This is a genomic window from Kitasatospora sp. NBC_00039, from assembly GCF_045160625.1.
Classification (GTDB): Bacteria; Actinomycetota; Actinomycetes; order Streptomycetales; family Streptomycetaceae; genus Kitasatospora.
Genome location: NZ_CP108289.1, coordinates 8125743 through 8147765, shown reverse-complemented (window position 1 = coordinate 8147765; position 22023 = coordinate 8125743). Strand labels below are relative to the sequence as shown.

Genomic DNA, 22023 nt, shown 5'->3' with positions numbered 1-22023 from the left:
GCCTCAGCCCTCCTCCAGCACGGCCCGGATCACGTGCCGGGCGTTCCGTGCCATCGCCGGGTTGGTCCTGCGGTAGTACGGCAGGGCGATGAGCGCCTGGGAGAGGGTCCGCCCCCGGCCGCGGGTCCAGGTGGCGTCGTCCACCTCCAGGGCCTCGCGGAAGGTCTTGCGGGCGTCGGCCGGCAGCAGATTCCACGCCGGGAAGAGGTCGCAGGCCGGGTCGCCCACGCCGGTGCAGCCGAAGTCGATCACCGCGCTCAGCCTGCCGCCGGCCACCAGCAGATTGCCGGGCATGAGGTCGGCGTGCAGCCACACCGGCGGCCCGGCCCAGCCCGGGGCCCGCAGGGCCTCCTCCCAGGCGGCGGTCACGGCAGCACCGTCGACGCCCTCCTCCGGGAGGCCGCGCAGTGCCTCGATCGCCCGCCGGGTCGCCGCGTCGAGCGAGGCGAGCGGCCCGCCGCGGTGGGCGGGCGGCGCACCCGGCAGGGTGACGGCCCGCATCGCGGTCACGAACCCGGCCAGGTCCTGGGCCAGCAGCACGGGCTCGCTCAGGCCGCCCGCCTCGGGGTGCTCCCCGGCGAGCCAGCGGTACACCGACCACGGCCAGGGGTAGCCCTCGGCGGGCTCCCCGGCCCCGAGGACCTCGGGGACGGCCGTGGGGAGCAGGGGCGCGAGGCGCGGGAGCCACCTCCGCTCCATCGACACGTCCTCGGCACCGCCGCTCATCATCGGCAGCCGTACGACCATCGCGTCGCCCAGCCGGTAGACGGCGTTGACCGTGCCGCCGGACGGCAGCCGCTCCACCGCGAGCCCGGCCCACCGCGGGAACTGCCCGGCGACCAGCCGCCGGACGAGGGTCTCGTCGATGGGGTGCCGGCCGGGGTGCGTCTGCCCTGTGCTCATGGGATGACATCCGATCGCGAACAGCGGGAGGGGTCAACCGCTTTTCGGGCCCGTGACGCAGCCGGTGCCACAGCCGGCAGCACAACCGGTACCGCAGCCGGCACCACAGGCACCGCAGCCGAACCCGACCGGCCGGCACCCCCGGGTGACAGGACCGCAGCACCGAGACGCTCATGATGGCGGTACGCCACAAGTCGTTCCGGTTCTGGGACAGTTACGCGGGAATGAAGTGTTTCCGCACCACCCCGGCAAGCCTTCCACCTGCACCTGACAACGATTCACACTGCTGTCATGCGAACTGCTCTACGCGCGTTGAAGACCCGCGCCGCCTCCGTTGCCGTTGTCGGCCTGCTCACCCTCGCCCCCACCGCGGTGTCCGCCACCGATGCCCACGCCGCCGTCAGCGGCAGCGTCTGCCTGTCCGACCTGCCGAGCCAGGCCTGGGACACCCTGGACCTGATCGACGCCGGCGGCCCGTTCCCGTACTCGCAGGACGGTGTCGTCTTCCAGAACCGGGAGCGCATCCTGCCCTCCAAGTCCTCCGGTTACTACCACGAGTACACCGTCATCACCCCGGACAGCCCGACCCGCGGCGCGCGACGGGTCATCACCGGCCGGGTCTACCACGAGGACTACTACACCTCGGACCACTACGCGAGCTTCTACAAGGTCGACTGGGGCTGCTGACCGCTCCCTCCCCGCCCCGTCCCTGCGACCCCGGGCGGCCGGTCGGCGGGAGCGGTTGCTGTGGCCGTCCCCGCCGACCGCCCGCCCCGCCGACCGCCCGTCCGTGCGGACCGAAGGCCCCGCCCTCCCCCCGGCTCCGAACGTCCCGCCTCAGCCCCGGACGTCGGAGCGGCTGCGTTCCAGGGTGAAGGTGTCCACCGGGGTCAGGTCACCGTGCGGGCCGTCGAAGGTGTAGTACGTCACCCGCATGCGGGTGCGGCCGCTCCGGCGGTCACCGGGGTCGACGTCGAAGGCGGCGAAGCCGTGGGTGTGCTTGCGGTCCTGGACGGCGGCCCAGGGGGCGTCCTCGGTGACCCAGATCGACTCGCGGTACGGCGCGGGCGGGCGCGGCTTGTCCTCCAGGGCGACGACGACCCGGCCCTTGGGCTGCTCGAACAGGTCGTCCTGGGTGGTGGCGGCGTTGCCGCCGGCGCCGATGATCATGTGGACGGTGCCGCGGTCGGTGTCGATCAGGTCGAGCCGGGTGTCGGACGGCACCGGGGTGCGGGTGTCGTTGGGGAGGGTCCCGCGGACGGGGTGGGAGCGCTCGTAGTAGTGCTCGTGGCCGCTGACGACGAGGTCCACACCGTAGGCGTCGAAGAGCGGGCCCCACGTCTCGCGGATGCCGAGGTCGCTGCCGCTGCCGTGGAGGGAGCTGGAGATCATCGGGTGGTGCATGCAGACGACGATCCAGTCGATCGCCCGGCTGTCCCGGGCGGCCCGCAACTCGCGCTCCAGCCAGCGCTGCTGGGCGCCGCCGGAGTAGCCTCGCAGGTAGGTCTCGCCGCTGTTCTGGATCGCCACGTCGTCGTTGGCGAGGCTGATGAAGCGGACCGCGCCGACCGTGAACGCGTACCACATCCCGCGGGTCTCCTCGTCGAGGGAGGCCGAGGAGTCGGGCAGCGTGAAGTACGTCTGGTAGCCCTCGGCGCCGATCGGGCCGTTGCCGGCCTCGTTCTCGTGGTTGCCGGCGCACGGCATCCACGGGCGCAGCCTGGTCGAGCGGCTGTTGTTGATGAACCAGTCCGCCCAGGTCGCGACCCGGCTCTGTCCGTGGCGGCCGCTGTACGAGGCGTAGCAGAGGTCCCCGTTGACGAGGTTGAACAGCGGGCCGACCCGTTCGACGGCCGCCACGATGTCGGCGGACGCGGCGGTCCCGACCTGGCTGCTGGTGAACACGGGGTACCGGCCGAGCGGCGAGGGGACGCCGTCCGGGAACACGACCTGCCGCCGGAGGTTGGGGGTGGCCTGGTCGCCGAAGCTGGTGAAGGTGAAGGCGGCCCGGCCGCGCGGCGCGGTGGTGAAGGATCCAGTCTCGGGGCTCGCCCCTTCGTGGCCGGCGGCGTACAGGTAGGTGGTCGCCGGGCGGAGCCCGGACAGCCGGGCGTGGTGGACGTACACCTCCTCCTTGGAGAGCGCGTCCCGGTAGGTCCGCGTCTCGGCGTCGGCCACCCGGCCGAGGCCGCCGTCCGGCGACCCGAGCCGGACGTGCGGACGCCGCACCGACTGCGGGGTGATCCAGGAGACGATCATCTCGGACGAGGCGTCCGTCCCGAACTGCAGGTGAAGCCCGCTCACGCTCGGCGCCCCGAGCCGGTGCGGGGTGGACTGGAGCAGCGGGGTGGCACCCGGCGCCGCGTCCGGGGCGGGCGCCGCCGCTGCGGCGGGCGCACCGGCCGCCACCAGCGCGGCACCGGCCGCCGAGGAGCCTTTGAGGATCGACCTGCGCGCGATGTCCATGGAACTCCACTCCCCCGGTGGGCTGTTGACGTCGCAGCACTCTAACGTCATGGACATGCAGAGATGAACCCCTATCCATGGCAGACGCGGCCGGCACCGCCGCGGACCGGGCCCGCTATCATGCGTGGACGCCAGACCGGCCGACATCCCGCCCCGCGCGGATGACAGCCGTTCAGTTCACCGGAGGGGACCGGATGTTCGACGCCAGAGGCACCAGCGATGTGACCGACCTCCAGACCGACCGTCCGCATCCGGCCCGCATCTACGACTACTGGCTCGGCGGCAAGGACAACTTCCCGCCCGACCGGGCCGCGGCCGAGCACGCCATCGCCGCCGCCCCCGACATCCCGCAGGCGGCCCGCGAGAACCGCGCCTTCCTGCGCCGCGCCGTCCGGCTCTGCGTCGAGGCGGGCGTCCGCCAGTTCATCGACATCGGCTCCGGCCTGCCCGCCCGGGGCAATGTGCACGAGGTCGCGCAGGAGATCGCCCCCGACGCGCGGGTGGTCTACATCGACAACGACCCGATCGTGCTCGCCCACGGCCGGGCCCTCCTCTCGGACAAGCGCTCCACCACCGTCCTGACCGGCGACCTCCGCGACCTGGACGAACTGCTGGACCGCCCCGAGCTGCGCAGGCTGATCGACCTCTCGCAGCCGGTGGCCGTCCTGCTCCTCGCCGTCCTGCACTTCGTCGACGACGACCACGCCCGCGCCGCGGTCCGGGCGATCCACAGCCGGCTCGCCCCGGGAAGCCACCTGCTGGTCTCCCACAGCACCTCCGAGGGCAACCCGCAGCGGGCCGCCGAGGTGGCGAAGACCTGGGACAACACCGCGTCGGGGATCACCGACCGCGGCCGCACCGCGGTCGAGGGGCTCTTCGACGACTGGGAGCTCCTGGAGCCCGGCGTCGACTTCGTCCCGCTCTGGCGGCCGGACGGCCCGACCACCGGCACCACCCGCTGGATGTACGCCGGCGTCGGCCGCAAGCACTGAGGACCGGCCAGCACGTGGGCTGTATGCCCGATATTTACCTTGTATCCTTGGTCCCATCTCGCCCCATCCGCCTGACCGGCGTACGAGGAGTGCGGACATGGTGGAGCTGGACGGTCCCGAGAAGCGGCGGCGCCTGAGCCGCCCGCTGGTGCTCGCGGCCGCCGTCGCGCTGGTGGACCAGGAGGGGCTGGCGGCACTGACCATGCGCCGCCTGGCCACCGGCCTCGGCGTCGAGTCGATGGCGCTCTACCGCTACACCCCGGGCAAGGAGGCGCTGCTCGACGGGCTGGTCGAGGCGTTCTTCGCCGAGATCAACGACCGGCTGCGCAGCTCGGCCGAGGCAGTCCGGGGCGCCACCCCCGCCGATCCCGCACTCCCGGCCTGGCGCGCGGAGCTGCAGCGGATCGCCCGCGCCTTCGCCTCGGTCGCCCACGCCCACCCCGCGATCCTGCCGCTGGTAGCCACCCGGCCGCTCACCGTCCCGGTGGCCCGCCGCCCCGCGCCGGCGCTCCAGCTCACCGAGCACATCCTCGCCGTGCTGGGCCGGGCCGGGTTCGACGACTCCGCCGCGCTCACCGTCTACCGCGCCTTCGTCGCCTGGAACGTCGGCTTCCTCCTGGTCGACAAGCGTCAGGTGGTCGACAACCCCGACGAGCCGGACCCGCTGCTGCGCCTGGGCCTGCACCGGCTGCCCGCCGCCGACTACCCCCGGCTGCGCGCACTCGTCCCGCGGCTCTCCGACTACGACGAGGAACGGGAGCTGCTGGCCGGCCTGGACCGCCTGCTGGGCGGGATGCCGCAGGATCCCCTTGACTCCTTCTACGGCGGAAGCGCACGCTGAGGATACGAGGTACACATCGGACATACACGTACATCAGCGCCCCGCGCCGTCGGAATCGCTGATGTGAGACCCGACGGCGCCCGAAAGAGGTCGCCATGTCCACTCCCCGCTACGACATTCTCCGTGTCCGCGTCACCGCCAAGGACGCCGACACCCTGCGCGCGCTGCTCCGCGAGGTCCGCCCCGACGTCGGCGGCCATCCCACCCGGGAGCCGGACGGCCGCTGCAGCATCGATGCCTACGTCCCCTCCGACCAGGTCACGGCCCTCGAACGCGAGGGCGTGACCGTCGAGGAGATCCAGAACGCCTCCGAGGCCGGCCGCCTCGCCCAGGCCCAGGTCGGTGAGGGCGACCGGTTCGCCCCTGCCGACGCCCGTCCGCGCGGCCTGGCCGTCAAGGTGAGGGACTGACCCGCCATGTCCTACCTGAACGTCACCGAGGTCGAGTCCGCCGTGGCCAGCCTCTCCACCGCGTTCCCCTCCCTCGCCGGCCTGATCGAGCTGCCCGAACGCACCGTCGAGGGCCGGACGAGCCACGCCCTGCGGATCGGCGCCGAGTCCCTGGCCCCCAAGGACTGCGTCGTCCTGACCGGAGGTCTGCACGCGCGTGAGTGGGGCAGCTGCGAGGTGCTGATCCACCTCGCGGCCGACCTGCTGGAGGCCTACGACTCCCACACCGGTCTCGCCTACGGCGGTACCACCTTCACCGCCGACCAGGTCCAACGCGTGCTGAACGAGCGGGACCTCGTCATCTTCCCGCTCGTCAACCCGGACGGCCGGCGCCACAGCCAGAGCGTCGACACGATGTGGCGCAAGAACCGCAACCCGGCCAACTCCGGGGGCCGCCCGGAATGCATCGGCGTCGACATCAACCGCAACTTCGACTTCCTCTTCGACTTCACCACCGCCTTCGCGCCGACCGCCGGCCCGCGCGTCTCGGCCGATCCGTGCGACCGCCAGGTGTACGAGGGCCCGCACGCCTTCTCCGAGCCCGAGACCCGCAACGTCCGCTGGCTCCTCGACGAGTTCCCGCGGACGCGCTGGTTCGTCGACGTGCACAGTCACGCCGAGGACATCCTCTTCGTCTGAGGCGACGACGAGAACCAGTCCATCGAACCGGCCATGAACTTCCGCAACCCCTTGTTCGACGGCAAGCGCGGCGTGGCCGGCGACCTCGCCTACGCGGAGTTCATCGAGAAGGTCGACGCCGACAACGCCGCCCTGCTCGCCGAACAGTTCTGCCGGGGACTGCACGGCGTGCGCGGCCGCACCTACAAACCGATGTCCGGGTTCCACCTGTACCCGACCAGTGGAACCAGCGACGACTACGCGTTCTCGCGCCACCTCGTCGACCCGGAGAAGGGCAAGATCCTCGCCTTCACCGTCGAGTGGGGCACGATCTTCCAGCCGCTCTGGCCCGAGATGGAGCAGATCGTCCTCGACGTCGACGCCGGGCTCGTCCAGTTCTGCCTGGCGGCGCTCTGAGCGCATCTGAGTGCAGAGGATGGATCTGAGCCCCGGACCGAACACCGACCGACCACAGTGGTCTGAACTGCGATCGAGGCGCCCGCCGATCGGCGGGCGCCTCAACAGTGCCGCGGACCACGCGGCAGTGCCGTGGGCTACGCGGCCCGGTGGAAGAAGAACGGGTCGAGCGAGGTCGGCACCCGGTGGACGCCATCGACGTCGAACAGCTGACGGGTCACGAAGTTGGCCCGGCGCTGGTACGTCACGCCGGCCGGGAAGTTGGCGTTGTCCGGCAGGTTGTCGCCCGCGAACACGCCGTAGAAGTCCCGGCCGACCGTGATCATCCGGATGTAGTCACCGAGGAACGGCTTCCCGTTCAGGCCCGCCGACGGGCTCAGCGCGGCCTGGTGCAGCACCTGCCGTGCCGGCGCCGTCTGCCAGCCGTCGGCCGTCAGTTCCAGCACCGTCCGCCACTGGTCCTCGACGAACTCCTGGTAGAGCAGCCCCACCAGGCCGTCGGAGTTGACCGCCAGCGCGGGGTTGACGGCCGTGGAGAGCGCGGAGTTGACGGGCGGTGTGCGGGCGGCGGACCACGTCCGGCCCCGGTCGGCCGAGTGCTGCAGATGCAGGGTGTTGTCCACCCCCGCCGGCCCGCCGACGCGGTCGCACCAGGCAACCCAGACGCTTGCCGAGTCGCGGGGGTCGACCGCGATCGTCAGGTCACCGCCGAGGCGCTGCCCGTCGATCTCGTCGTCGAACACCACGAACCGCTGGGCCGCGGCCTTCTGACCGGCGATCCCGTTCGAGTCGGTGAGGGACCGGAACGGGTCGGGTCCGACGCCCCCGCTGTCGTCCCGGGTCACCACGACGTCGAAGGTGATGTTGCGGAGGTCGGGTCCGGTCCGGTTCTGCCAGCTCGTGAACACCGCGTACACCGTGCCGTCGGGATGCACGGCGATCCGCACGGGCGGCCCGTCCTGGCCGGTGGTCGAGCGCCGCTCGATCGGCGTGGCCACGAACCCGGACGGCGCCGGCGCGGTCGGGGAGGCGTCCGAGGCATCCACGGAGGCGGTGCGTCCGCCACTCAGACCGAAGTCATTGCTGCCGACGTAGACCCGGCCACGGCCGTTGCCGTTCGCGACGGCATCGGTGACGACCCAGGGCTGGTCCGGCCCGCCGCGGTCGACGAGGATCTGCATCGGCGTCGTCGATCGCGCGTCCGGCGTCCGCAGGATCTGCATCCGGAGACGGGTCGCGGTGCTCAGCCGGGCATTGAGGATCCCCGCGTAGAGGGTGCCGCCCGTGGGCGTGAAGCCGACGCTGATGTCGGCCGTACCGGTGCCGGGGACACCACCGGGGACGACGCTCCTCAGCACCCAGGTGTCGCCACCGTCCGTCGAGACGTAGATCGGCGCGAGCGGGCCGCCCATCGGGTCGGGGGTGAAGGCGGTCGCGACGAGCTCGTCGGGGTTCTCGGGGTTGACCGCGAGGTTGGGCTCTCCCTTCTGGCTGGTGTCACCGCTCAGCGACCTCGGTGTGATGTTGACGATCTTCAGTGTGGGCACGACGGCTCACCTCCGCTCCTGCAGCACCGCGAGCATCCGCGTCGGCTGGCAGTCGTCGGGATGGAGCAGCTGGAATCGCGCCGCATCACGCAGGGCGGCGGACTCGTCGTCGGCGCCCTCCGTGGCGTGCAGGATCCACATGCCCTGCTGTCCCGGACTCGGCTTCGGGACCCGGTACCAGTGGATGTCCCGGCTGTTGGGGTAGAGGACGGAGAGCCGTCCCGGGGGGACGTCCCCCGACTCCACGTGACTCACGTCCAGCTGGGCCCGCCACCAGTCGGGGTCGTGCTCGGAGATCGGGCGGCCCTCGTTGCCCGGCAGCTTCTCCAGGCCCACGACGGTGCCGATGACCACCGCGTCCGCCTCACCGGCGTGGGTGGTCATGTCCTCGTCCCTGATGCCGCGCAGCACGGCCGAGAAGGGCATCGCGTCGGCCGTGGTGGCCGCGAGGGTCAGGTGCGGCTGGACGTCGTCGGCGGGCAGCCGCCCGACCTCGTCCACGGCGAGCCCTTCGCCGTAGACCGCGCCCTTGGTGAAGAACGCGGCCCTATCGCCGACCGCCGGCGGGGCGAGGCCGGCGGACAGCTGGACGGTGACCTCGCTGCCGGCGAGTCTGCGGAACGCGTCGGGTGCGTGCAGCACTTCGTCGACCTGGACGACCGCGGTCCGTTCGTCGGCGGTGACGGCCGCCAGAGGCGTGCCGCCCAGCCGGGTGACCCTGCCGACGAAGCTCAGTGGGGCCTGCCGGACCAGATCGGGTACGGACTCCGGCGTCGCGGCAGGCGTGCCATCAGGCATGGTGGTTTCCTTCCCTGGGTCGGCCGTCACCGCGCTGCCCGGGCGGCGGCCGGATGGGTCCTGCGCCACTCGGTCCGTGCACCGACGGCGCAGGCGACGGTGACCGTGGCAGTGGTGGCGACGATCAGCCACTCGGCCGCGCCGCTGCCGGCATCCGGGTCGAGACCGAGCAGCAGCTCGATCCAGTCCGGCCAGACCAGGGTGACCAGGAAGAGCAGCCCGGAGAGGCTCCCCAGGGCGATCTCCAGCCAGAAGAGCGGGCGGACCGGACTTTCGGAGTGGAAGGGCATCTCGGCGCCTCCCCTCTCTGCCGCCCGGGCCCCGCGTGGCGCCCACGCCCGGCGTGATCGCTCACGGGCGCGACCGGCCGCACCGGCCCGGGTCGGGTGTCGGCCCCGTCGGGGCCGCCGGTCGGGGGGCAGGCCGCCCACGGGGTGGGTTCGCTTCGGGTACGTGGTCGGGTCCCGGATCCGCGGTGCGGACGGGGGCACGTACACCTACGAGGCACGCATACTTTGTACACAAGTCTCCGCGCACCTCCGAGCCCGGTCAAGGGCGGGCCGCCCCCGTCCGCGACACCCGGGCGGGCCCCCGAATCCCGTCCACGACACCCGGGCGGGTGCATCGGGCCAGCGCCGGCGGGGGCGCGTCGGTAGCTTGGGCGGGACGGCGGCGCGCCGCAGACGGCGGCGCACGGCAGCGGATCACCGGGCGGGTGCAGATGGCCAGCGGCGAACTCGATCTCACCGGACTCCGGCGCGTCTACGGACGGCCGGGCAGCCGGCTCTTCTACACGGCGGTCTGCCGCAACGCCCGGCACTGGGGGTGGACGGAGCCCGGGCAGTCCAAGTGGCGCTGCTGGCGGGCGCAGCGACAGTTGGAGGGTGTCCTCGGCCGGAAGCTGGCCCTGCCGGCCGGCTCGCGGGTGCTGGACGCCGGCTGCGGCGCGGGCGTGGTCGCGCGGGAGCTGGCGAAGCGGTTCGGCCTGCGGATCACCGGCGTGGACGTACTGGACTTCCACGTCCGGGAGGCCCGCCGGCTGAGCGTCCGGGCCGCGCTGGAGGACCGGACCACCTTCTCCTGGGGCGACTACCACGACCTGGAGTTCGCCGACGGTTCCTTCGACGGCGCGTACTCCATGGAGACCCTGGTGCACGCCTACGACCCGGCGCGCGCCCTGGCCGAGTTCCACCGCGTGCTGCGGCCGGGCGGCCGGCTGGTGATCCTCGGGCCGGTAGGGGCGCCGGCGGAGGAGATGAGCCCCCATGACCGCGCGGTACTGGAGCCGTACCTGGACGCCATGTCGTTCCCGGGGGCGAAGCGGTACGACACCCGGAGCCTGAACGAACTGCTGACCGGGGCGGGCTTCCGGATCGAGGAGGCGCTCGACGCCACCGCCCGCTACCGCCCGACCTCGGACGCGCTCTACGCGTACTTCCGGGCGCCGTACGCGCTGCTGCGGCTGTTCGGCCCGGCCGAGCGGTGGCTCGGCCTGCGGTCGGTGGTGGAGATGTACCAGATCCGGGACCACGTCTCCTGGTACGTGCACACCGCGGTCAAGCCCTGAGCCGTCAGACCTTCGCGCCGAGCATCCTCAACACCAGGTCGCCGTAGCGCCGGCCGAGCTCCTCCGGTGTCTCGCTGCTGCGCCCGGTGTACCAGCGGGAGACGTCGATGCCCAGCGAAGTGACGGCGCGGGCGGCCGTCCGCACCTCGGCGACCTCGAAGGCGCCGGCCGCGGCGCCCTCCTCGATGAGGTCGCTGACCTCGCGTTCGATGTCCAGCCGCAGGGCGGCGACCACCGCGTACGCGTCCTCGGGGAGCGCGTGCAGCTCGTAGTTGACCACCCGCCCGACCGTCCGGGCGCGGGCGTGCCAGGCGGTGAACTGCTCGACCAGCCGCCGCATCCGGGCCACCGGGTCTCCCCCGCCGGCCACCGCGGACCGGACCAGCTCCAGCGTGGCGGCGTGGCCGGCCCGGCTGATCTCGGCCAGAAGGGCGGCCTTGGAGGGGTAGTGGATGTACAGCGCGGCCGGGCTCATACCGGCACCGGTGGCGATGTCGCGGGTGGTGGTGGCGTGGAAGCCGCGCTCGGCGAAGGACTCGACGGCGGCCTGGAGCAGCCGGTACGCCGCCTCCGGGCGGGCGTCGGCGCCGCCGGGCAGGGCGGGCCAGAGGTCGGCGATGGGCGTGCTGGTCATGGCGCCATCCTCCCAGATCGGTCGTACGGGCATTCCGGTCGCACGGTCCGTCGTCGGTGACGGGCGGGCGCTGCGGACTGTTGACAGGGTCCCGCACCGACAGCATGCTAAGCAAGCGCTTAGTCAGAGCCCGACCCGGACACCCGCCGGGCCGCCACCGGCCGGGAACGACCACCCGGGCGACACCCCCGGGCGACACCGCCCCGGCGACACCGACCGGCCGCCCCCGCGGCCGGAGCACGTGAAAGGACCTCCGTGGTGCACTCCTTCAAGGGCCAGGTGGCCGTCATCACCGGATCCAGCCGGGGCATCGGCCTCGGGATCGCGCGCGAGCTGGTCGCGCGCGGCGCCCGGGTCTGCCTGACCGCCCGCAACGCCGAGCCGCTCGCCGAGGCCGTCCGCGACCTCGGCGGCCCCGAGGTCGCCATCGGCATCGCGGGCAAGGCCGACGACCCGGCCCATCAGGACGAGGCGGTCGCCCGCACCCTGGAGGCCTTCGGACGGCTGGACCACCTGGTCAACAACACCGGCATCAACCCGGTCTACGGCCCGGTGCTGGACACCGACGAGGCGGCCGCCGCCAAGATCCTCGCCGTCAACGTGCTGGCCCCGCTCGCCTGGACGCGCCGTGCGCACGCCGCATGGATGGGCGAGCACGGCGGTTCGGTGGTCAACGTGGCCTCGGTCGCGGGCATCCGCTCCTCGCTCGGGATCGGCATGTACGGGGTGTCCAAGGCCGCGCTGATCCGGCTCACCACCGAGCTGGCCGCCGAACTCGGCGGCCAGGGCATCCGGGTCAACGCCGTCGCGCCCGCCGTGGTGAAGACCAGGTTCGCCGAGGCACTCTTCGAGGGCCGCGAGGAGGAGGTCGCCGCCGCCTACCCGCTGGGCCGGCTCGGCGTGCCGGAGGACATCGCGGGCGCGGTGGCCTTCCTGCTCTCCTCCGACGCGGGCTGGATCACCGGCCAGACCCTGGTGGTCGACGGCGGCGTGACCCTGGGCGGCGGGCTGTGAGCGGCACCGCGGAGACCACGGACTTCACCGGCCAGGGCGTGGTGGTCACCGGCGCCGGCCGGGGCATCGGCGCCGCGCTGGCCCGCGCCTTCGCGGCGGCCGGCGCCCGGGTGGTCGTCAACGACCTGGACGCCTCGGCCGCCCGCGCGGTGGCCGCCGAGACCGGCGGCACCGCCGCCCCCGGGGACGCCGCCTCGGCCGAGGGCGTCGCCGCCCTGGTCGGCCGGGCCCGCGAGGCACTCGGCGAGATCGACGTCTGGTGCGCCAACGCCGGCGTCGCCCCGGCCGGCGGGGCCGGCGCCCCGGCCGCCGTCTGGGCGAGCGCCTGGGAGGTGAACGTACTCGCCCACGTCCGGGCCGCCGACCTGCTGCTCCCCCGGTGGCTGGAGCGCGGCAGCGGCCGGTTCGTGGCCACCGTCTCGGCCGCCGGGCTGCTCACCATGCTCGGCTCGGCCCCGTACGCCGTCTCCAAGCACGGCGCGCTGGCCTTCGCCGAATGGCTCTCCGCCACCTACCGCCACCGCGGCCTGCGCGTCCACGCGCTCTGCCCGCAGGGCGTGCGCACCGACATGCTCACCTCGACCGGCGCGGTCGGCGAGGCGCTGCTGGCGCCCACCGCGCTGGACGCCGAGGACGTCGCCGAGGCGACCCTGGACGCGGTGCGCCGGGAGCGCTTCCTCGTCCTGCCGCACCCGGAGGTCGCCGAGTACTACGCCGTCCGCGCCACCGAGCCGGACCGCTGGCTGGCCGGCGTCAACCGGCTCCAGCAGGGGCTGGAGAGGAGCAACGCGCTGTGAGGGCCTGGCAGGTCACCGAGCTGGGCGAGCCGCAGGAGGCCATGCGGCTCGTCGAGGACGTCCCCCGGCCGGTCCCCGGGCCGGGTCAACTGCTGGTCCGGGTGCGGGCCGCGGCCGTCAACTTCCCGGACGCGCTGATGGTGCGCGGCCAGTACCAGGTGCGCCCGCCGCTGCCGTTCACCCCCGGGGTGGAGCTGTGCGGCGAGGTCGTGGCCGGGGAGCGCGCCGGCGAGCGGGTGATCGGCAACCCGGTGCTGCCCGGCGGCGCCTTCGCCGAGTACGCACTGCTGGAGGCGGCGGCCGCGTTCCCGGCCCCCGGGGCGCTGGACGACGCCGAGGCGGCCGCGCTGCACATCGGCTACCAGACCGCGTGGTTCGCGCTGCACCGCCGGGCCGGGCTGCGGCCGGGCGAGACGCTGCTGGTGCAGGCGGCGGCGGGCGGGGTCGGCAGTGCGGCCGTCCAGCTCGGACGGGCGGCGGGGGCGCGGGTGATCGCCGTGGCCGGCGGGCCCGAGAAGGCCGCCGTCGCCCGGGAGTTGGGCGCCGACGTGGTGGTGGACCGGACGGCCGGGGACTTCGTCGCCGCGGTCAAGGAGGCCACCGGCGGGCGCGGCGCGGACGTGGTCTTCGACCCGGTCGGCGGTGCCGCGTTCACCGGCTCCACCAAGTGCATCGCCTTCGAGGGCCGGATCGTCGTCGTCGGCTTCGCGAGCGGCGAGATCCCGGCGGCGGCGCTCAACCACGCGCTGGTGAAGAACTACGGCGTCCTCGGCCTGCACTGGGGCCTCTACAACACCCGTGACCCGCAGGCCGTCCGGGCCGCGCACGAGGAGCTGACCAAGCTGGCCGAGGCCGGCGTGGTCCGCCCGCTGGTGAGCGCCCGTCTGCCGCTGGCCGGGGCGGCCGAGGCCGTCCAGCGGGTCGCGGACGGGCACAGCACCGGGCGGGTGGTCGTCCTCGGCGGGTGACACCGGCTCGGCGGGTCGGGCGGGTGACACCGGCTCACGGGCGGCTCACCAGGCCGCGTCCGTGCCCTCGGCGATGACGTCCAGGGCCGGGCGCGGCGTCCGGCCGAGCAGCGCGGCGAGGTCGCCCGGCTTGCCCGGGCCGGCCAGGAAGCCGTGCGCGATCACCGAGTAGGTGCCGGCCACCATCGGCACCTGGAAGGCTTCGGCGCCCGAGGCGGCGACCGCCGCCCGCGCCTGGGCCAGCGTGCCGGGCCGGTACTCGACGGGCTTCCCGCTCGCCCGGGTCAGGGCCGCCGCGACGTCGGCGCCGCCGACCGCCTCCTCGCCGACCACACGTGACCGTACCGCCACAGGTGGAGTACGAGCTGACGCCGCTCGGCCACAGCCTGACCCACCTGATCCGGGCGATGGCGGACTGGTCCTACGACCACCACGACACGATCGTCGACTCCCGGCAGGCCTGGGACGCTGCCAACCCGGGCTCGGAGATCCGCTAGCGCGGCGCGGGCGCCGGCGCCGGCACACGGGCGTCAGCGGGCGTCAGCGGGCGAACTCCATCTCGGGAAAGCGCGGCGAGGGCCCGTCCAGCAGGTGGTCGTCGTGCCCGCGCAGCCAGCGGTCGAAGAAGGACGCGACGTACGCCCGGGTGGCGAGCACCGCCCGGTCCGGGCGGATGTCACCGACGTCGGCCCGCACGGCCTCCCCCGACACCGCGCCCTGGCGGGCGAGCTGCGGCAGCAGCGACTGCGCGTCGGTGTACGAGCCGTGCCGGGAACCGGTCAGGGTGACGTCGGCCTTCCAGCCCCGGGTGTGCTGCCAGAAGGCGTCCCAGCCGGGCTGGTGGTGGTAGTCGCCGGAGTCGTCGCTCCCGGTGCCCATCAGCAGGAACGGGCGGTCCAGGCCGTCCTCGGCGACACTGCCCAGGTGCACGCCCGTGCCGTCCGGGCCCGGGAAGTGGAGCTGGCCGTCCATGTTGACGCCGGCCGCGATCCGGGGGTCGTCGTGCATGGTCTGGGCGGCGGTGAAGCCGCCCGCCGAGTGGCCGGCCATGCCGATCCGGGTGAGGTCCAGCGAGGCGCCCAGCCGGGCGGGCAGCCGGCCGTCGGTGCGCAGCGCGGCGAGCTCGTCCAGCACGAAGCGGGTGTCGTCGACCCGGGTCTGCATGGCCTTGCGCAGCAGGGCGCCGATGTCCAGGCCCGGGCCCGCCATGCCGGGGAGGACGGACTCGGCGAGGCGGCCGTCCGGGAACGCCACCTCGGAGGCGTCGTAGGGGTGGTCGACGGTCACGACGACGTAGCCGCGGGAGGCGAGGTCCTCGGCCAGGCCGGTGCCCCAGGTGCGCGGGTCGCCGAGCCCGGCCGAGTAGAGCACCACCGGGCGGGGCCCGCCGCCGGGCAGGACGGGTGCGTCCTGCCGGGCGTGGGTGCGCACTCCGGACCAGTCCGTCCGGCCGGGCTCCGCCCCGTAGTTGAAGACGGAGGCACCGTCCTTGCCCCCGAAGTGCCCGGCGGCGCGGGGCTCCATGTAGCGGGCCCGCTCGTCGCCGTACGCGGGTCGGGTGGTCGGGTACCAGAAGCTGACCATCAGCTCGCGCAGCCGCCCGGGCTGCCACGGGTCCTGCCGCCCGAGGTCGGTCAGGTGCAGCGCGGTGGTGCCGACGGCGTAGGGCCCGGTGGGCTGCGGGAGCCCTGCCTGGGCCTGCCGTTCCGTCACGGCCGGTGCCGTCACCGCCGTCGCCGGGGCGGCCGCCACGCCCAGCAGCGCCGTCGCCGCCAGCACCGCGGCGATCCCCGTCCGCGCCGCCCGCCCCTGTCCCCGCCCGTGCATCGTGCCCCAGCTCCCCGTCATTCCCCGGCTCCCCGTCGTGGTGGCCCGCCGTCCGCCGGCCGGCCCGTACGCCGACAGTACGGGCCGGGGTGGTGCACGAACGTCATACTGCGGTGCCAACCCTCCGGGTACTACCCCGGTATGACACCGGTCAGCGGTACCGCTTCAGCTCGCGCCGGGCCAGCGAGCGCTTGTGCACCTCGTCCGGTCCGTCGGCGAGGCGCAGCGTCCGGTTGCCGGCCCAGAGCTGGGCGAGCGGGGTGTCCTGGCTGACGCCGGCCGCGCCGTGGGCCTGGACGGCCTTGTCGAGGATCCACTCGACGGTGCTCGGGGTGGCGATCTTGATGGCCTGGATCTCGGTGTGGGCGCCGCGGTTGCCGACGGTGTCCATCAACCAGGCGGTCTTGAGCACCAGCAGCCTCAACTGCTCGATCCGGACGCGGGATTCGGCGATCCAGTCCTGCACGACGCCCTGTTCGGCGAGCGGCCGGCCGAAGGCGACCCGGTCCAGCGTCCGCCGGCACATCAGCTCGACGGCGCGCTCGGCGATGCCGATGGCCCGCATGCAGTGGTGGATCCGGCCGGGCCCCAGCCGGGCCTGGGCGATGGCGAAGCCGGAGCCCTCCTCGCCGATCAGGTTGGCGGCGGGCACGCGGACGCCGTCGAAGTGCACCTCGGCATGGCCGCCGTGGTCGGAGTCGTCGTAGCCGAACACCCTCATGCCGCGCCGGACGGTGACGCCGGGGGTGTCGCGCGGGACGAGGATCATGCTCTGCTGCCGGTGCGGGTCGGCGGCCGGGTCGGTCTTGCCCATCACGATGAAGATCCGGCACCGCGGGTTCATCGCCCCGGTGATGTACCACTTGCGGCCGGTGACGACGTACTCGTCGCCGTCGCGCTCGATCCGGGTGGCGATGTTGGCGGCGTCGGAGGAGGCGACGTCGGGCTCGGTCATCGCGAAGGCCGACCGGATCTCGGCGTTGAGCAGGGGTGCCAGCCACTGCTCCCGCTGCGCGTCGGACCCGAACTGGGCGAGCAGTTCCATGTTGCCGGTGTCGGGGGCGGCGCAGTTGAGTGCGGGCGGCGCGAGCTGCGGGCTGCGGCCGGTGATCTCGGCGAGCGGCGCGTACTGGAGGTTGGTGAGGCCGGCGCCCCCGTCACCCGGAAGGCCCTCCCGGTCCGTCAGGAAGAGGTTCCAGAGCCCCTGCTTTCGCGCCTCGGCCTGGAGCTCGGCGACGATCGGCGGGACGGTCCAGGCCTCCCGGGCCGGGTCGGCGAGCTGGGCCTCCAGCACGGGTTCGGCGGGGTACACGTGCTGGTCCATGAAGGCCAGCAGGCGCTCGCGCAGTTCGAGGGTGCGGGTGTCGTGGGCGAAGTCCATCAGCGGTCCTTGAGGGTGGTGAGGCCGTGGTCGGCGAGGACGGGCGCCATCTCGCCGGCCCGTTCGAAGCCGGCGCCGAGGGTGCGGCCCTGCCGGAAGCGGAAGTGGATGCCCTCGGCGACGACGGCGAGCTTGAAGGAGGCGAAGGCGACGTACCAGTCGAGCTCGGCGGCGTCGCGTCCGGTGAGCCCGGCGTAGCGGGCGACGAGTTCGCCCGCCGGGGGGAAGCCCGGGGCGGTGGCGGCGGAGGGGATGATGCCGCCGCCGACGCCGGCCAGCTCGGTGTACATCACCAGCAGGCCGACGTCGGTGAGCGGGTCGCCCAGGGTGGACATCTCCCAGTCCAGGACGGCGGTGATGGTGTCGTGCTCGTCGACCAGGACGTTGTCCAGCCGGTAGTCGCCGTGGACCAGCGCGGGCGCCGGGGAGTCGGGCAGCCGGGCGGCGAGCAGGTCGTGGAGCCGGTCGACGTCGGGCAGCTCACGGCTTCGGGAGGCGGCCAGCTGGGTGGACCAGCGGCGCAGCTGCCGCTCCAGGTACCCCTGCGGGCGGCCGAAGTCGGCGAGCCCGACCGCGGCCGGGTCGAGCCGGTGCAGGGTGGCGAGGGTGTCGACCAGCTGCTCACCGAGCGCGTGGACACGCTCCGCGCCGAGCGCGGCCAGCGGCGCCACGTCCCGGTGGGCGGTGCCGGGCACGTACTCCATCAGGTACCAGGGAGCGCCGAGCACCTCCGTGCCGGCGTCCAGCAGCAGGGTGCCGGGGACGGGCACGCCCGTGCCGCGCAGGGCGGTCATCACGCGGTGCTCACGGCCCATGTCGTGGGCGGTGGCGAGCACGTGCCCGAGCGGGGGCCGGCGCAGCACCCAGCGGGCGGCGCCGTCGGTGAGCACGTAGGTGAGGTTGGAGCGGCCACCCTCGATCAGCTCCGCCCGCAGGGGGCCGTTCACCGTGCCGGGCAGTTCCCGCTCCAGGTGGGCGCGGAGCCGGGCGAGGTCCAGCCCGGGCGGGTCGGCGGGGGTGTCGGGCATGGGCTCACTCTCCTGGTCGAAAGCCTGGTCGAGACGTGTGACTAAGCGCTTGCTTAGCATTCAGCCGAGGGGTGCGCCCTGTCAATGCCGCCGCACCGGCGGCCCGGGCGGCCGCCCGCCCGCCACCACCGCCAGAATGGGCGCCATGAGGTTGATCCACACCCTGGCCGGCGTGCTGCTCCTGCTGCTGACCATCGCCAGCATCCTGCGCACGCTCGTCGTCCCGCGCGGCCTGTACTCGTCCCTGGTGCACCGGCTCTGGCGGATGCTGCGCACACTGCTGCGGCTCTCCGCCACACCGTTCGGTACCTACCGCGCACAGGACCGGGCACAGACCTGGCTGGCCCCGCTGATCCTGGTCGGCATGCTCGGGGTGTGGCTCGGCAGCATGCTGGTCGCCTACACGCTGCTGCTGCACGGCACCTCGGAGCTGGACTGGACGGTCTCCTTCCGGGAGGCCGGGTCCAGCCTCTTCACCCTCGGCTTCGCCAGCGGGGACCGGCTCCGCCTCTCCGTCATCGACTTCCTCGCCGCCGCCAGCGGCCCGCTGGTGATCGCCCTGCAGATCGCCTACCTGCCCACCCTGTACAGCGCCTACAACCGCCGCGAGGTGGAGGTGACCCTCCTGCAGTCCCGCGCCGGCGAGCCTGCCTGGGGGCCGGAGCTGCTCGCCCGCCAGTCCCTGGTGGACACCGAGACCGCGCTCCCCCAGCTCTACCGCGACTGGGAGCGGCTCGCCGCCGACATCGGCGAGAGCCACTCCAACTACCCCGTGCTGCTCTCCTTCCGCTCCCCGCAGCCGAACCGGAGCTGGGTCGTCGGCCTGGTCGCCGTCATGGACGCGGCCGCCATCCACCTCGCGGTCAGCCCGCGCACGGCCCCGCCCGAGGCACGCCTCGTCCTGCGCGCCGGCTTCACCGCGCTGCGCGACATCGCCCGCTCGCTGCGCGTCGACTTCGACCCCGATCCGGACCCGGAGACGCCGATCCGCCTCACCTACACCGAGTTCGACGCGGCCGTCGCCATGATCACCGCGGCCGGCTTCCCCCGTGACCGCGCCACCGCCGACGCGTGGCCGCACTTCCACGGCTGGCGCGTCAACTACGAGGCCCTGGCCTACGAGCTGGCCCGCCGCAGCGACGCCGTCCCCTCCCTCTGGACCGGCCCGCGCGACTTCCACGCCCCGTCCATCCCCCCGGCCCGCCCGGCCGACCGCCGCCCGGGGACGGCCGGGCGGGCGTGACGGCGTGACCCCACTGCCGGGGCGTGGGGGGCGGGAGGCCGGGCGCCCGGTGCCGCGGTGGCACGAAGCGCCGACGGCGCCGCGACGGCTCAGACCTCGACCGGGCCGCCGGAGGCGAGCGAGCGTTCGGCGGCGGCGAGGATCTCCACCGTGCGCAGGCCGAAGGCGGCCCCGCACGGGTGGGCCTCGCCGCTACGGGCGGACTCCGCCAGGGCGTCCAGGGCACGGTGGAGGGCGGCGACCGGGCCCTCGCCACGCTCGGGGAGGTGAACCACGCCGGACTCCCCGCGCAGCTCCATGCCCGTGCCACCGGCCGCGAACGGCGCGGTCAGGCTGAGCGCGAGCGTGCTGGACGCGCCGCCGGCGTGCCGCAGGACGAGGTGGACGGTGTCCAGCGGGCCGGCCGCAGCCGTCACCTGCGTGGCGTCGCCGAGCACCGGCAGCAGCACGGAGAGCGCGTGCGGGCCGACGTCCCACAGCGCGCCCTTCTCCTGCCGCCAGGGCGAGGCCGCGTACGGGCTGGTGCTGTCCGGGGCGAACACCGAGCCGAGCCAGTCGGAGCGGCCGGTGAACCAGCCACCGGCGGCGGCCTGCTTCTCGATCCACGGGATCTGCTCGCCGCCGAAGCGGACGGTGAAGAAGACCACCGACGCGACACCGTGCGCCTCGGTCGCCCGGACCACGCGCCGCGCGTCCGGGACGGTCAGCGCGACCGGCTTGTCCAGCAGAAGGTGGCAGCCGGCCTCGGCCGCGCGCACCGCGAGGTCGGCCTGCACGGTCGGCGGCAGGGCGATGGAGACGGCGTCCACCTCGGCGAGCAGCCGGTCGAGGTCCGCGTACCCGGGGACGCCGTGGGCCGCGCCGAGCGCGTCGGCCGCCTCGGGGCGGCGCGCCCAGACGCCCGCGAACTCGTAGGAGGGGTGCTCCGCCAGTACGGGCGCGTGCACCCGCTCCGCCCAGGGGCCGGTGCCCAGCAGTCCGATCCGCATGCCGTCCGTGCTCCTTGCTCTCGTGCCTTCCGGTCCACCGGCCGGTCTGCCCGTGGACCGTGTGTGTCCGGGGGCCCTGACTCAGCTCTGCACGCGAGCCAGCGTGAAGCCGTCGTAGCCCTTGCTGCCGACGGTCTGCACCGACGTCGCGGCGACGCGCGGCTCGGCGGCGATCAGGTCGTGCAGCCGCCGGGTGGCGGTGATCGCCGGATCGGTGCTGCCGGCGTCGGCCACGGCCCCGCCGCGCACCACGTTGTCGACGACGATCAGCGAGCCGGGCCGGGTCAGCTGGAGCGCGCGGGCGAAGTACTCGGGGTTGCCCGTCTTGTCCGCGTCGATGAAGACCAGGTCGAACGGCTCGACGCCGTCCGCCACCAGGGCGGCCAGCGCGTCGGCGGCGCGGCCGACCCGCACCTCGGCGACCTGCTGCAGCCCCGCCCGGGCGAGGTTGGCCCGGGCGACCTCGGCGTGGGCCGGGCTGATCTCCAGGGTGATCAGCCTGCCGTCCGCGGGCAGCGCCCGGGCCAGCCAGATCGCGCTGTAGCCGCCGAGCGTGCCGACCTCCAGGATCCGCCGGGCGCCCTGGGTCAGGGCCAGCAGGTGGAGCAGCTTGCCCTGGTTGGGGGCCACCGCGATCCGCGGCAGCCCGGCCGCGTCGGCGGCGGCCACCGCGGCCTCCAGCACCGGATCACGGCCGACCAGCTTCTCGGAGAAGTACGCGTCCACCGCGTCCCACGTCTGCTGCGCCTGCTCCGCCATTACGCCCTCCACCTGCCGCTTTACATGCCACCGCCGGGGTAGCTCGATGCTACCCCGGCGGTGTGCCGGCTCCGGCGGTCCGTCAGTCGACGGCGGGCGCGGGCTCCGCGGCGGTGGTCGCGGCCGCCGCCTCCTCGGCCTCGCGCTCCCGCGCGGCCTTGGCGGCCCGGCGCTTCATCAGCCAGGCCGAGGAGATGCCGACCAGCACGGCCAGGACCAGGCCCAGCCAGGAGAAGCGCTTCAGCCACTGCTCGGCGACCTTGCCGACCTGGTACACCAGCAGCGTGGTGCCGCCGGCCCAGATCACGCCGCCGAGCACGTTGGCGGTCAGGAACTTCCAGTACGGCATCCTGAGCGCGCCCGCCAGCGGCCCGGCGAAGATGCGCAGGAGCGCGATGAAGCGGCCGAAGAAGACCGCCCACATGCCCCACTTCTGGAACGAGCGCTCGGCCGTGGCCAGGTGGCCCGGCCCGAAGTGCTTGGGGAACTTCCGCCCCAGCTTCTCGAACAGCGGCTTCCCGCCCTTGCGCCCGATCGAGTAGCCGACCGAGTCGCCGATGATCGCCCCCAGGATCGCGCACACGGCCACCCAGACCGGGCTGACCACACCGCGCGCGGACAGCAGCGCCGCCGAGACCAGCGCGATCTCCCCGGGCAGCGGGATGCCCAGGGACTCCAGCCCGATGATCAGGGCGACCAGGGCGTAGACCGCACCCGGTGGGACGCTCTCGATCCAGGCGTCGATGTGCAAGGCCAGTACCTCCGTGGCAGGACGAGCCGCGGTG

The 22023-nt window shown here is 73.9% G+C and carries 25 protein-coding genes; 12 read left to right on the top strand and 13 right to left on the bottom strand.

The genetic code is table 11. The features are described 5' to 3' along the window. Positions 1–3: 3 nt before the first annotated feature. Entirely contained in the window at positions 4–903 is a 900-nt protein-coding gene (locus tag OG286_RS36095) for an aminoglycoside phosphotransferase family protein (RefSeq protein ID WP_396325234.1), read from the bottom strand. Between the two features lie 291 nt (positions 904–1194). On the opposite strand from OG286_RS36095, the gene OG286_RS36090 reads away from it, so the two are divergent. After that, positions 1195–1590, top strand: coding sequence for a ribonuclease domain-containing protein (locus OG286_RS36090; protein ID WP_396325233.1), 396 nt, complete (start codon positions 1195–1197; stop codon positions 1588–1590). A gap of 150 nt (positions 1591–1740) precedes the next feature. On the opposite strand, the gene OG286_RS36085 is transcribed toward OG286_RS36090, so the two are convergent. Beyond that, a complete protein-coding gene (locus OG286_RS36085) occupies positions 1741–3369 on the bottom strand; it encodes a purple acid phosphatase family protein (RefSeq protein WP_396325232.1) in 1629 nt (542 codons plus the stop codon). A 194-nt stretch (positions 3370–3563) separates the two neighbouring features. Between OG286_RS36085 and OG286_RS36080 the strand changes: the two genes are divergently transcribed. From OG286_RS36080 to OG286_RS36060, 5 genes are all read left to right on the top strand, one after another. Beyond that, the gene (locus tag OG286_RS36080) at positions 3564–4361 is read left to right on the top strand and encodes an SAM-dependent methyltransferase (protein ID WP_396325231.1); all 798 of its coding nucleotides are present in this window, start codon (positions 3564–3566) and stop codon (positions 4359–4361) included. A gap of 97 nt (positions 4362–4458) precedes the next feature. Further along, a complete protein-coding gene (locus OG286_RS36075) occupies positions 4459–5202 on the top strand; it encodes a TetR/AcrR family transcriptional regulator (protein ID WP_396325230.1) in 744 nt (247 codons plus the stop codon). A 95-nt stretch (positions 5203–5297) separates the two neighbouring features. Further along, positions 5298–5612: a hypothetical protein gene (locus tag OG286_RS36070; protein WP_396325229.1), complete on the top strand. Its 315-nt coding sequence runs from the start codon at positions 5298–5300 to the stop codon at positions 5610–5612. 6 nt (positions 5613–5618) lie between these two features. After that, the gene (locus OG286_RS36065) at positions 5619–6290 is read left to right on the top strand and encodes a M14 family zinc carboxypeptidase (RefSeq protein WP_405366019.1); all 672 of its coding nucleotides are present in this window, start codon (positions 5619–5621) and stop codon (positions 6288–6290) included. 33 nt (positions 6291–6323) lie between these two features. Next, the gene (locus OG286_RS36060; protein ID WP_405366018.1) at positions 6324–6686 is read left to right on the top strand and encodes a hypothetical protein; all 363 of its coding nucleotides are present in this window, start codon (positions 6324–6326) and stop codon (positions 6684–6686) included. Positions 6687–6823: 137 nt separating this feature from the next. Here the strand turns inward: OG286_RS36060 and OG286_RS36055 are convergent, their stop codons facing one another. From OG286_RS36055 to OG286_RS36045, 3 genes are read right to left on the bottom strand one after another with little or no spacing between them, the layout of a single operon-like run. Continuing rightward, on the bottom strand, positions 6824–8233 hold the full coding sequence (locus OG286_RS36055) for a hypothetical protein (protein WP_405358729.1): 1410 nt from the start codon (positions 8231–8233) through the stop codon (positions 6824–6826). 6 nt (positions 8234–8239) lie between these two features. Continuing rightward, positions 8240–9031 (bottom strand): hypothetical protein, encoded by a 792-nt coding sequence (locus tag OG286_RS36050; RefSeq protein ID WP_396325226.1) that lies wholly within the window; start codon positions 9029–9031, stop codon positions 8240–8242. A 26-nt stretch (positions 9032–9057) separates the two neighbouring features. Then, a complete protein-coding gene (locus tag OG286_RS36045) occupies positions 9058–9321 on the bottom strand; it encodes an ABC transporter permease (protein ID WP_405358730.1) in 264 nt (87 codons plus the stop codon). A 431-nt stretch (positions 9322–9752) separates the two neighbouring features. Between OG286_RS36045 and OG286_RS36040 the strand changes: the two genes are divergently transcribed. Then, positions 9753–10598 (top strand): class I SAM-dependent methyltransferase, encoded by an 846-nt coding sequence (locus OG286_RS36040; protein ID WP_396325239.1) that lies wholly within the window; start codon positions 9753–9755, stop codon positions 10596–10598. Positions 10599–10602: 4 nt separating this feature from the next. Here the strand turns inward: OG286_RS36040 and OG286_RS36035 are convergent, their stop codons facing one another. Beyond that, on the bottom strand, positions 10603–11232 hold the full coding sequence (locus OG286_RS36035; RefSeq protein ID WP_396325224.1) for a TetR/AcrR family transcriptional regulator: 630 nt from the start codon (positions 11230–11232) through the stop codon (positions 10603–10605). 255 nt (positions 11233–11487) lie between these two features. Here OG286_RS36035 and OG286_RS36030 point away from each other — a divergent pair, with 255 nt between their 5' ends. From OG286_RS36030 to OG286_RS36020, 3 genes are read left to right on the top strand one after another with little or no spacing between them, the layout of a single operon-like run. Further along, positions 11488–12246, top strand: a complete 759-nt coding sequence (locus tag OG286_RS36030) for an SDR family oxidoreductase (protein WP_396325222.1) — start codon at positions 11488–11490, stop codon at positions 12244–12246. Continuing rightward, positions 12243–13043 (top strand): SDR family oxidoreductase, encoded by an 801-nt coding sequence (locus tag OG286_RS36025; RefSeq protein WP_405358731.1) that lies wholly within the window; start codon positions 12243–12245, stop codon positions 13041–13043. The genes OG286_RS36030 and OG286_RS36025 overlap by 4 nt, the downstream gene beginning before the upstream one ends. Further along, positions 13040–14011 carry an NADPH:quinone oxidoreductase family protein gene (locus OG286_RS36020; protein ID WP_396325220.1) on the top strand — a complete coding sequence of 324 codons (972 nt, stop codon included), beginning with the start codon at positions 13040–13042 and terminating at the stop codon, positions 14009–14011. The genes OG286_RS36025 and OG286_RS36020 overlap by 4 nt, the downstream gene beginning before the upstream one ends. Before the next feature lie 45 nt (positions 14012–14056). Here the strand turns inward: OG286_RS36020 and OG286_RS36015 are convergent, their stop codons facing one another. Further along, positions 14057–14362 carry a hypothetical protein gene (locus OG286_RS36015; RefSeq protein WP_396325219.1) on the bottom strand — a complete coding sequence of 102 codons (306 nt, stop codon included), beginning with the start codon at positions 14360–14362 and terminating at the stop codon, positions 14057–14059. Positions 14363–14364: 2 nt separating this feature from the next. Between OG286_RS36015 and OG286_RS36010 the strand changes: the two genes are divergently transcribed. Continuing rightward, the gene (locus OG286_RS36010) at positions 14365–14508 is read left to right on the top strand and encodes a hypothetical protein (RefSeq protein ID WP_396325218.1); all 144 of its coding nucleotides are present in this window, start codon (positions 14365–14367) and stop codon (positions 14506–14508) included. 43 nt (positions 14509–14551) lie between these two features. On the opposite strand, the gene OG286_RS36005 is transcribed toward OG286_RS36010, so the two are convergent. The 3 genes from OG286_RS36005 to OG286_RS35995 form a co-directional block, all read right to left on the bottom strand. Next, positions 14552–15859 (bottom strand): alpha/beta hydrolase family protein, encoded by a 1308-nt coding sequence (locus OG286_RS36005; protein WP_396325217.1) that lies wholly within the window; start codon positions 15857–15859, stop codon positions 14552–14554. 130 nt (positions 15860–15989) lie between these two features. Further along, positions 15990–17219, bottom strand: a complete 1230-nt coding sequence (locus OG286_RS36000) for an acyl-CoA dehydrogenase family protein (protein WP_396325216.1) — start codon at positions 17217–17219, stop codon at positions 15990–15992. Further along, positions 17219–18247: a phosphotransferase family protein gene (locus tag OG286_RS35995; RefSeq protein WP_396325215.1), complete on the bottom strand. Its 1029-nt coding sequence runs from the start codon at positions 18245–18247 to the stop codon at positions 17219–17221. The genes OG286_RS36000 and OG286_RS35995 overlap by 1 nt, the downstream gene beginning before the upstream one ends. Before the next feature lie 145 nt (positions 18248–18392). Here OG286_RS35995 and OG286_RS35990 point away from each other — a divergent pair, with 145 nt between their 5' ends. Then, positions 18393–19490, top strand: coding sequence for a hypothetical protein (locus OG286_RS35990; RefSeq protein ID WP_396325214.1), 1098 nt, complete (start codon positions 18393–18395; stop codon positions 19488–19490). An 89-nt stretch (positions 19491–19579) separates the two neighbouring features. On the opposite strand, the gene OG286_RS35985 is transcribed toward OG286_RS35990, so the two are convergent. The 3 genes from OG286_RS35985 to OG286_RS35975 form a co-directional block, all read right to left on the bottom strand. Beyond that, the gene (locus OG286_RS35985) at positions 19580–20479 is read right to left on the bottom strand and encodes a Gfo/Idh/MocA family protein (protein WP_396325213.1); all 900 of its coding nucleotides are present in this window, start codon (positions 20477–20479) and stop codon (positions 19580–19582) included. An 81-nt stretch (positions 20480–20560) separates the two neighbouring features. Then, entirely contained in the window at positions 20561–21238 is a 678-nt protein-coding gene (locus OG286_RS35980; RefSeq protein WP_405358734.1) for an O-methyltransferase, read from the bottom strand. 82 nt (positions 21239–21320) lie between these two features. Beyond that, the gene (locus OG286_RS35975) at positions 21321–21989 is read right to left on the bottom strand and encodes a DedA family protein (RefSeq protein WP_396325211.1); all 669 of its coding nucleotides are present in this window, start codon (positions 21987–21989) and stop codon (positions 21321–21323) included. Positions 21990–22023: the final 34 nt, after the last annotated feature.

Coding starts and splice junctions, on each gene's coding strand:
- OG286_RS35985 (WP_396325213.1), bottom strand. CDS start 20,479: ATGCGGATCGGACTGCTGGGCACCGGCCCCTGGGCGGAGCGGGTGCAC.
- OG286_RS36040 (WP_396325239.1), top strand. CDS start 9,753: ATGGCCAGCGGCGAACTCGATCTCACCGGACTCCGGCGCGTCTACGGA.
- OG286_RS36045 (WP_405358730.1), bottom strand. CDS start 9,321: ATGCCCTTCCACTCCGAAAGTCCGGTCCGCCCGCTCTTCTGGCTGGAG.
- OG286_RS36085 (WP_396325232.1), bottom strand. CDS start 3,369: ATGGACATCGCGCGCAGGTCGATCCTCAAAGGCTCCTCGGCGGCCGGT.
- OG286_RS35980 (WP_405358734.1), bottom strand. CDS start 21,238: ATGGCGGAGCAGGCGCAGCAGACGTGGGACGCGGTGGACGCGTACTTC.
- OG286_RS35990 (WP_396325214.1), top strand. CDS start 18,393: ATGAGGTTGATCCACACCCTGGCCGGCGTGCTGCTCCTGCTGCTGACC.
- OG286_RS36035 (WP_396325224.1), bottom strand. CDS start 11,232: ATGACCAGCACGCCCATCGCCGACCTCTGGCCCGCCCTGCCCGGCGGC.
- OG286_RS36080 (WP_396325231.1), top strand. CDS start 3,564: ATGTTCGACGCCAGAGGCACCAGCGATGTGACCGACCTCCAGACCGAC.
- OG286_RS36090 (WP_396325233.1), top strand. CDS start 1,195: ATGCGAACTGCTCTACGCGCGTTGAAGACCCGCGCCGCCTCCGTTGCC.
- OG286_RS36060 (WP_405366018.1), top strand. CDS start 6,324: ATGAACTTCCGCAACCCCTTGTTCGACGGCAAGCGCGGCGTGGCCGGC.
- OG286_RS36065 (WP_405366019.1), top strand. CDS start 5,619: ATGTCCTACCTGAACGTCACCGAGGTCGAGTCCGCCGTGGCCAGCCTC.
- OG286_RS36095 (WP_396325234.1), bottom strand. CDS start 903: ATGAGCACAGGGCAGACGCACCCCGGCCGGCACCCCATCGACGAGACC.
- OG286_RS36005 (WP_396325217.1), bottom strand. CDS start 15,859: ATGACGGGGAGCTGGGGCACGATGCACGGGCGGGGACAGGGGCGGGCG.
- OG286_RS36050 (WP_396325226.1), bottom strand. CDS start 9,031: ATGCCTGATGGCACGCCTGCCGCGACGCCGGAGTCCGTACCCGATCTG.
- OG286_RS36075 (WP_396325230.1), top strand. CDS start 4,459: ATGGTGGAGCTGGACGGTCCCGAGAAGCGGCGGCGCCTGAGCCGCCCG.
- OG286_RS35995 (WP_396325215.1), bottom strand. CDS start 18,247: ATGCCCGACACCCCCGCCGACCCGCCCGGGCTGGACCTCGCCCGGCTC.
- OG286_RS36070 (WP_396325229.1), top strand. CDS start 5,298: ATGTCCACTCCCCGCTACGACATTCTCCGTGTCCGCGTCACCGCCAAG.
- OG286_RS36000 (WP_396325216.1), bottom strand. CDS start 17,219: ATGGACTTCGCCCACGACACCCGCACCCTCGAACTGCGCGAGCGCCTG.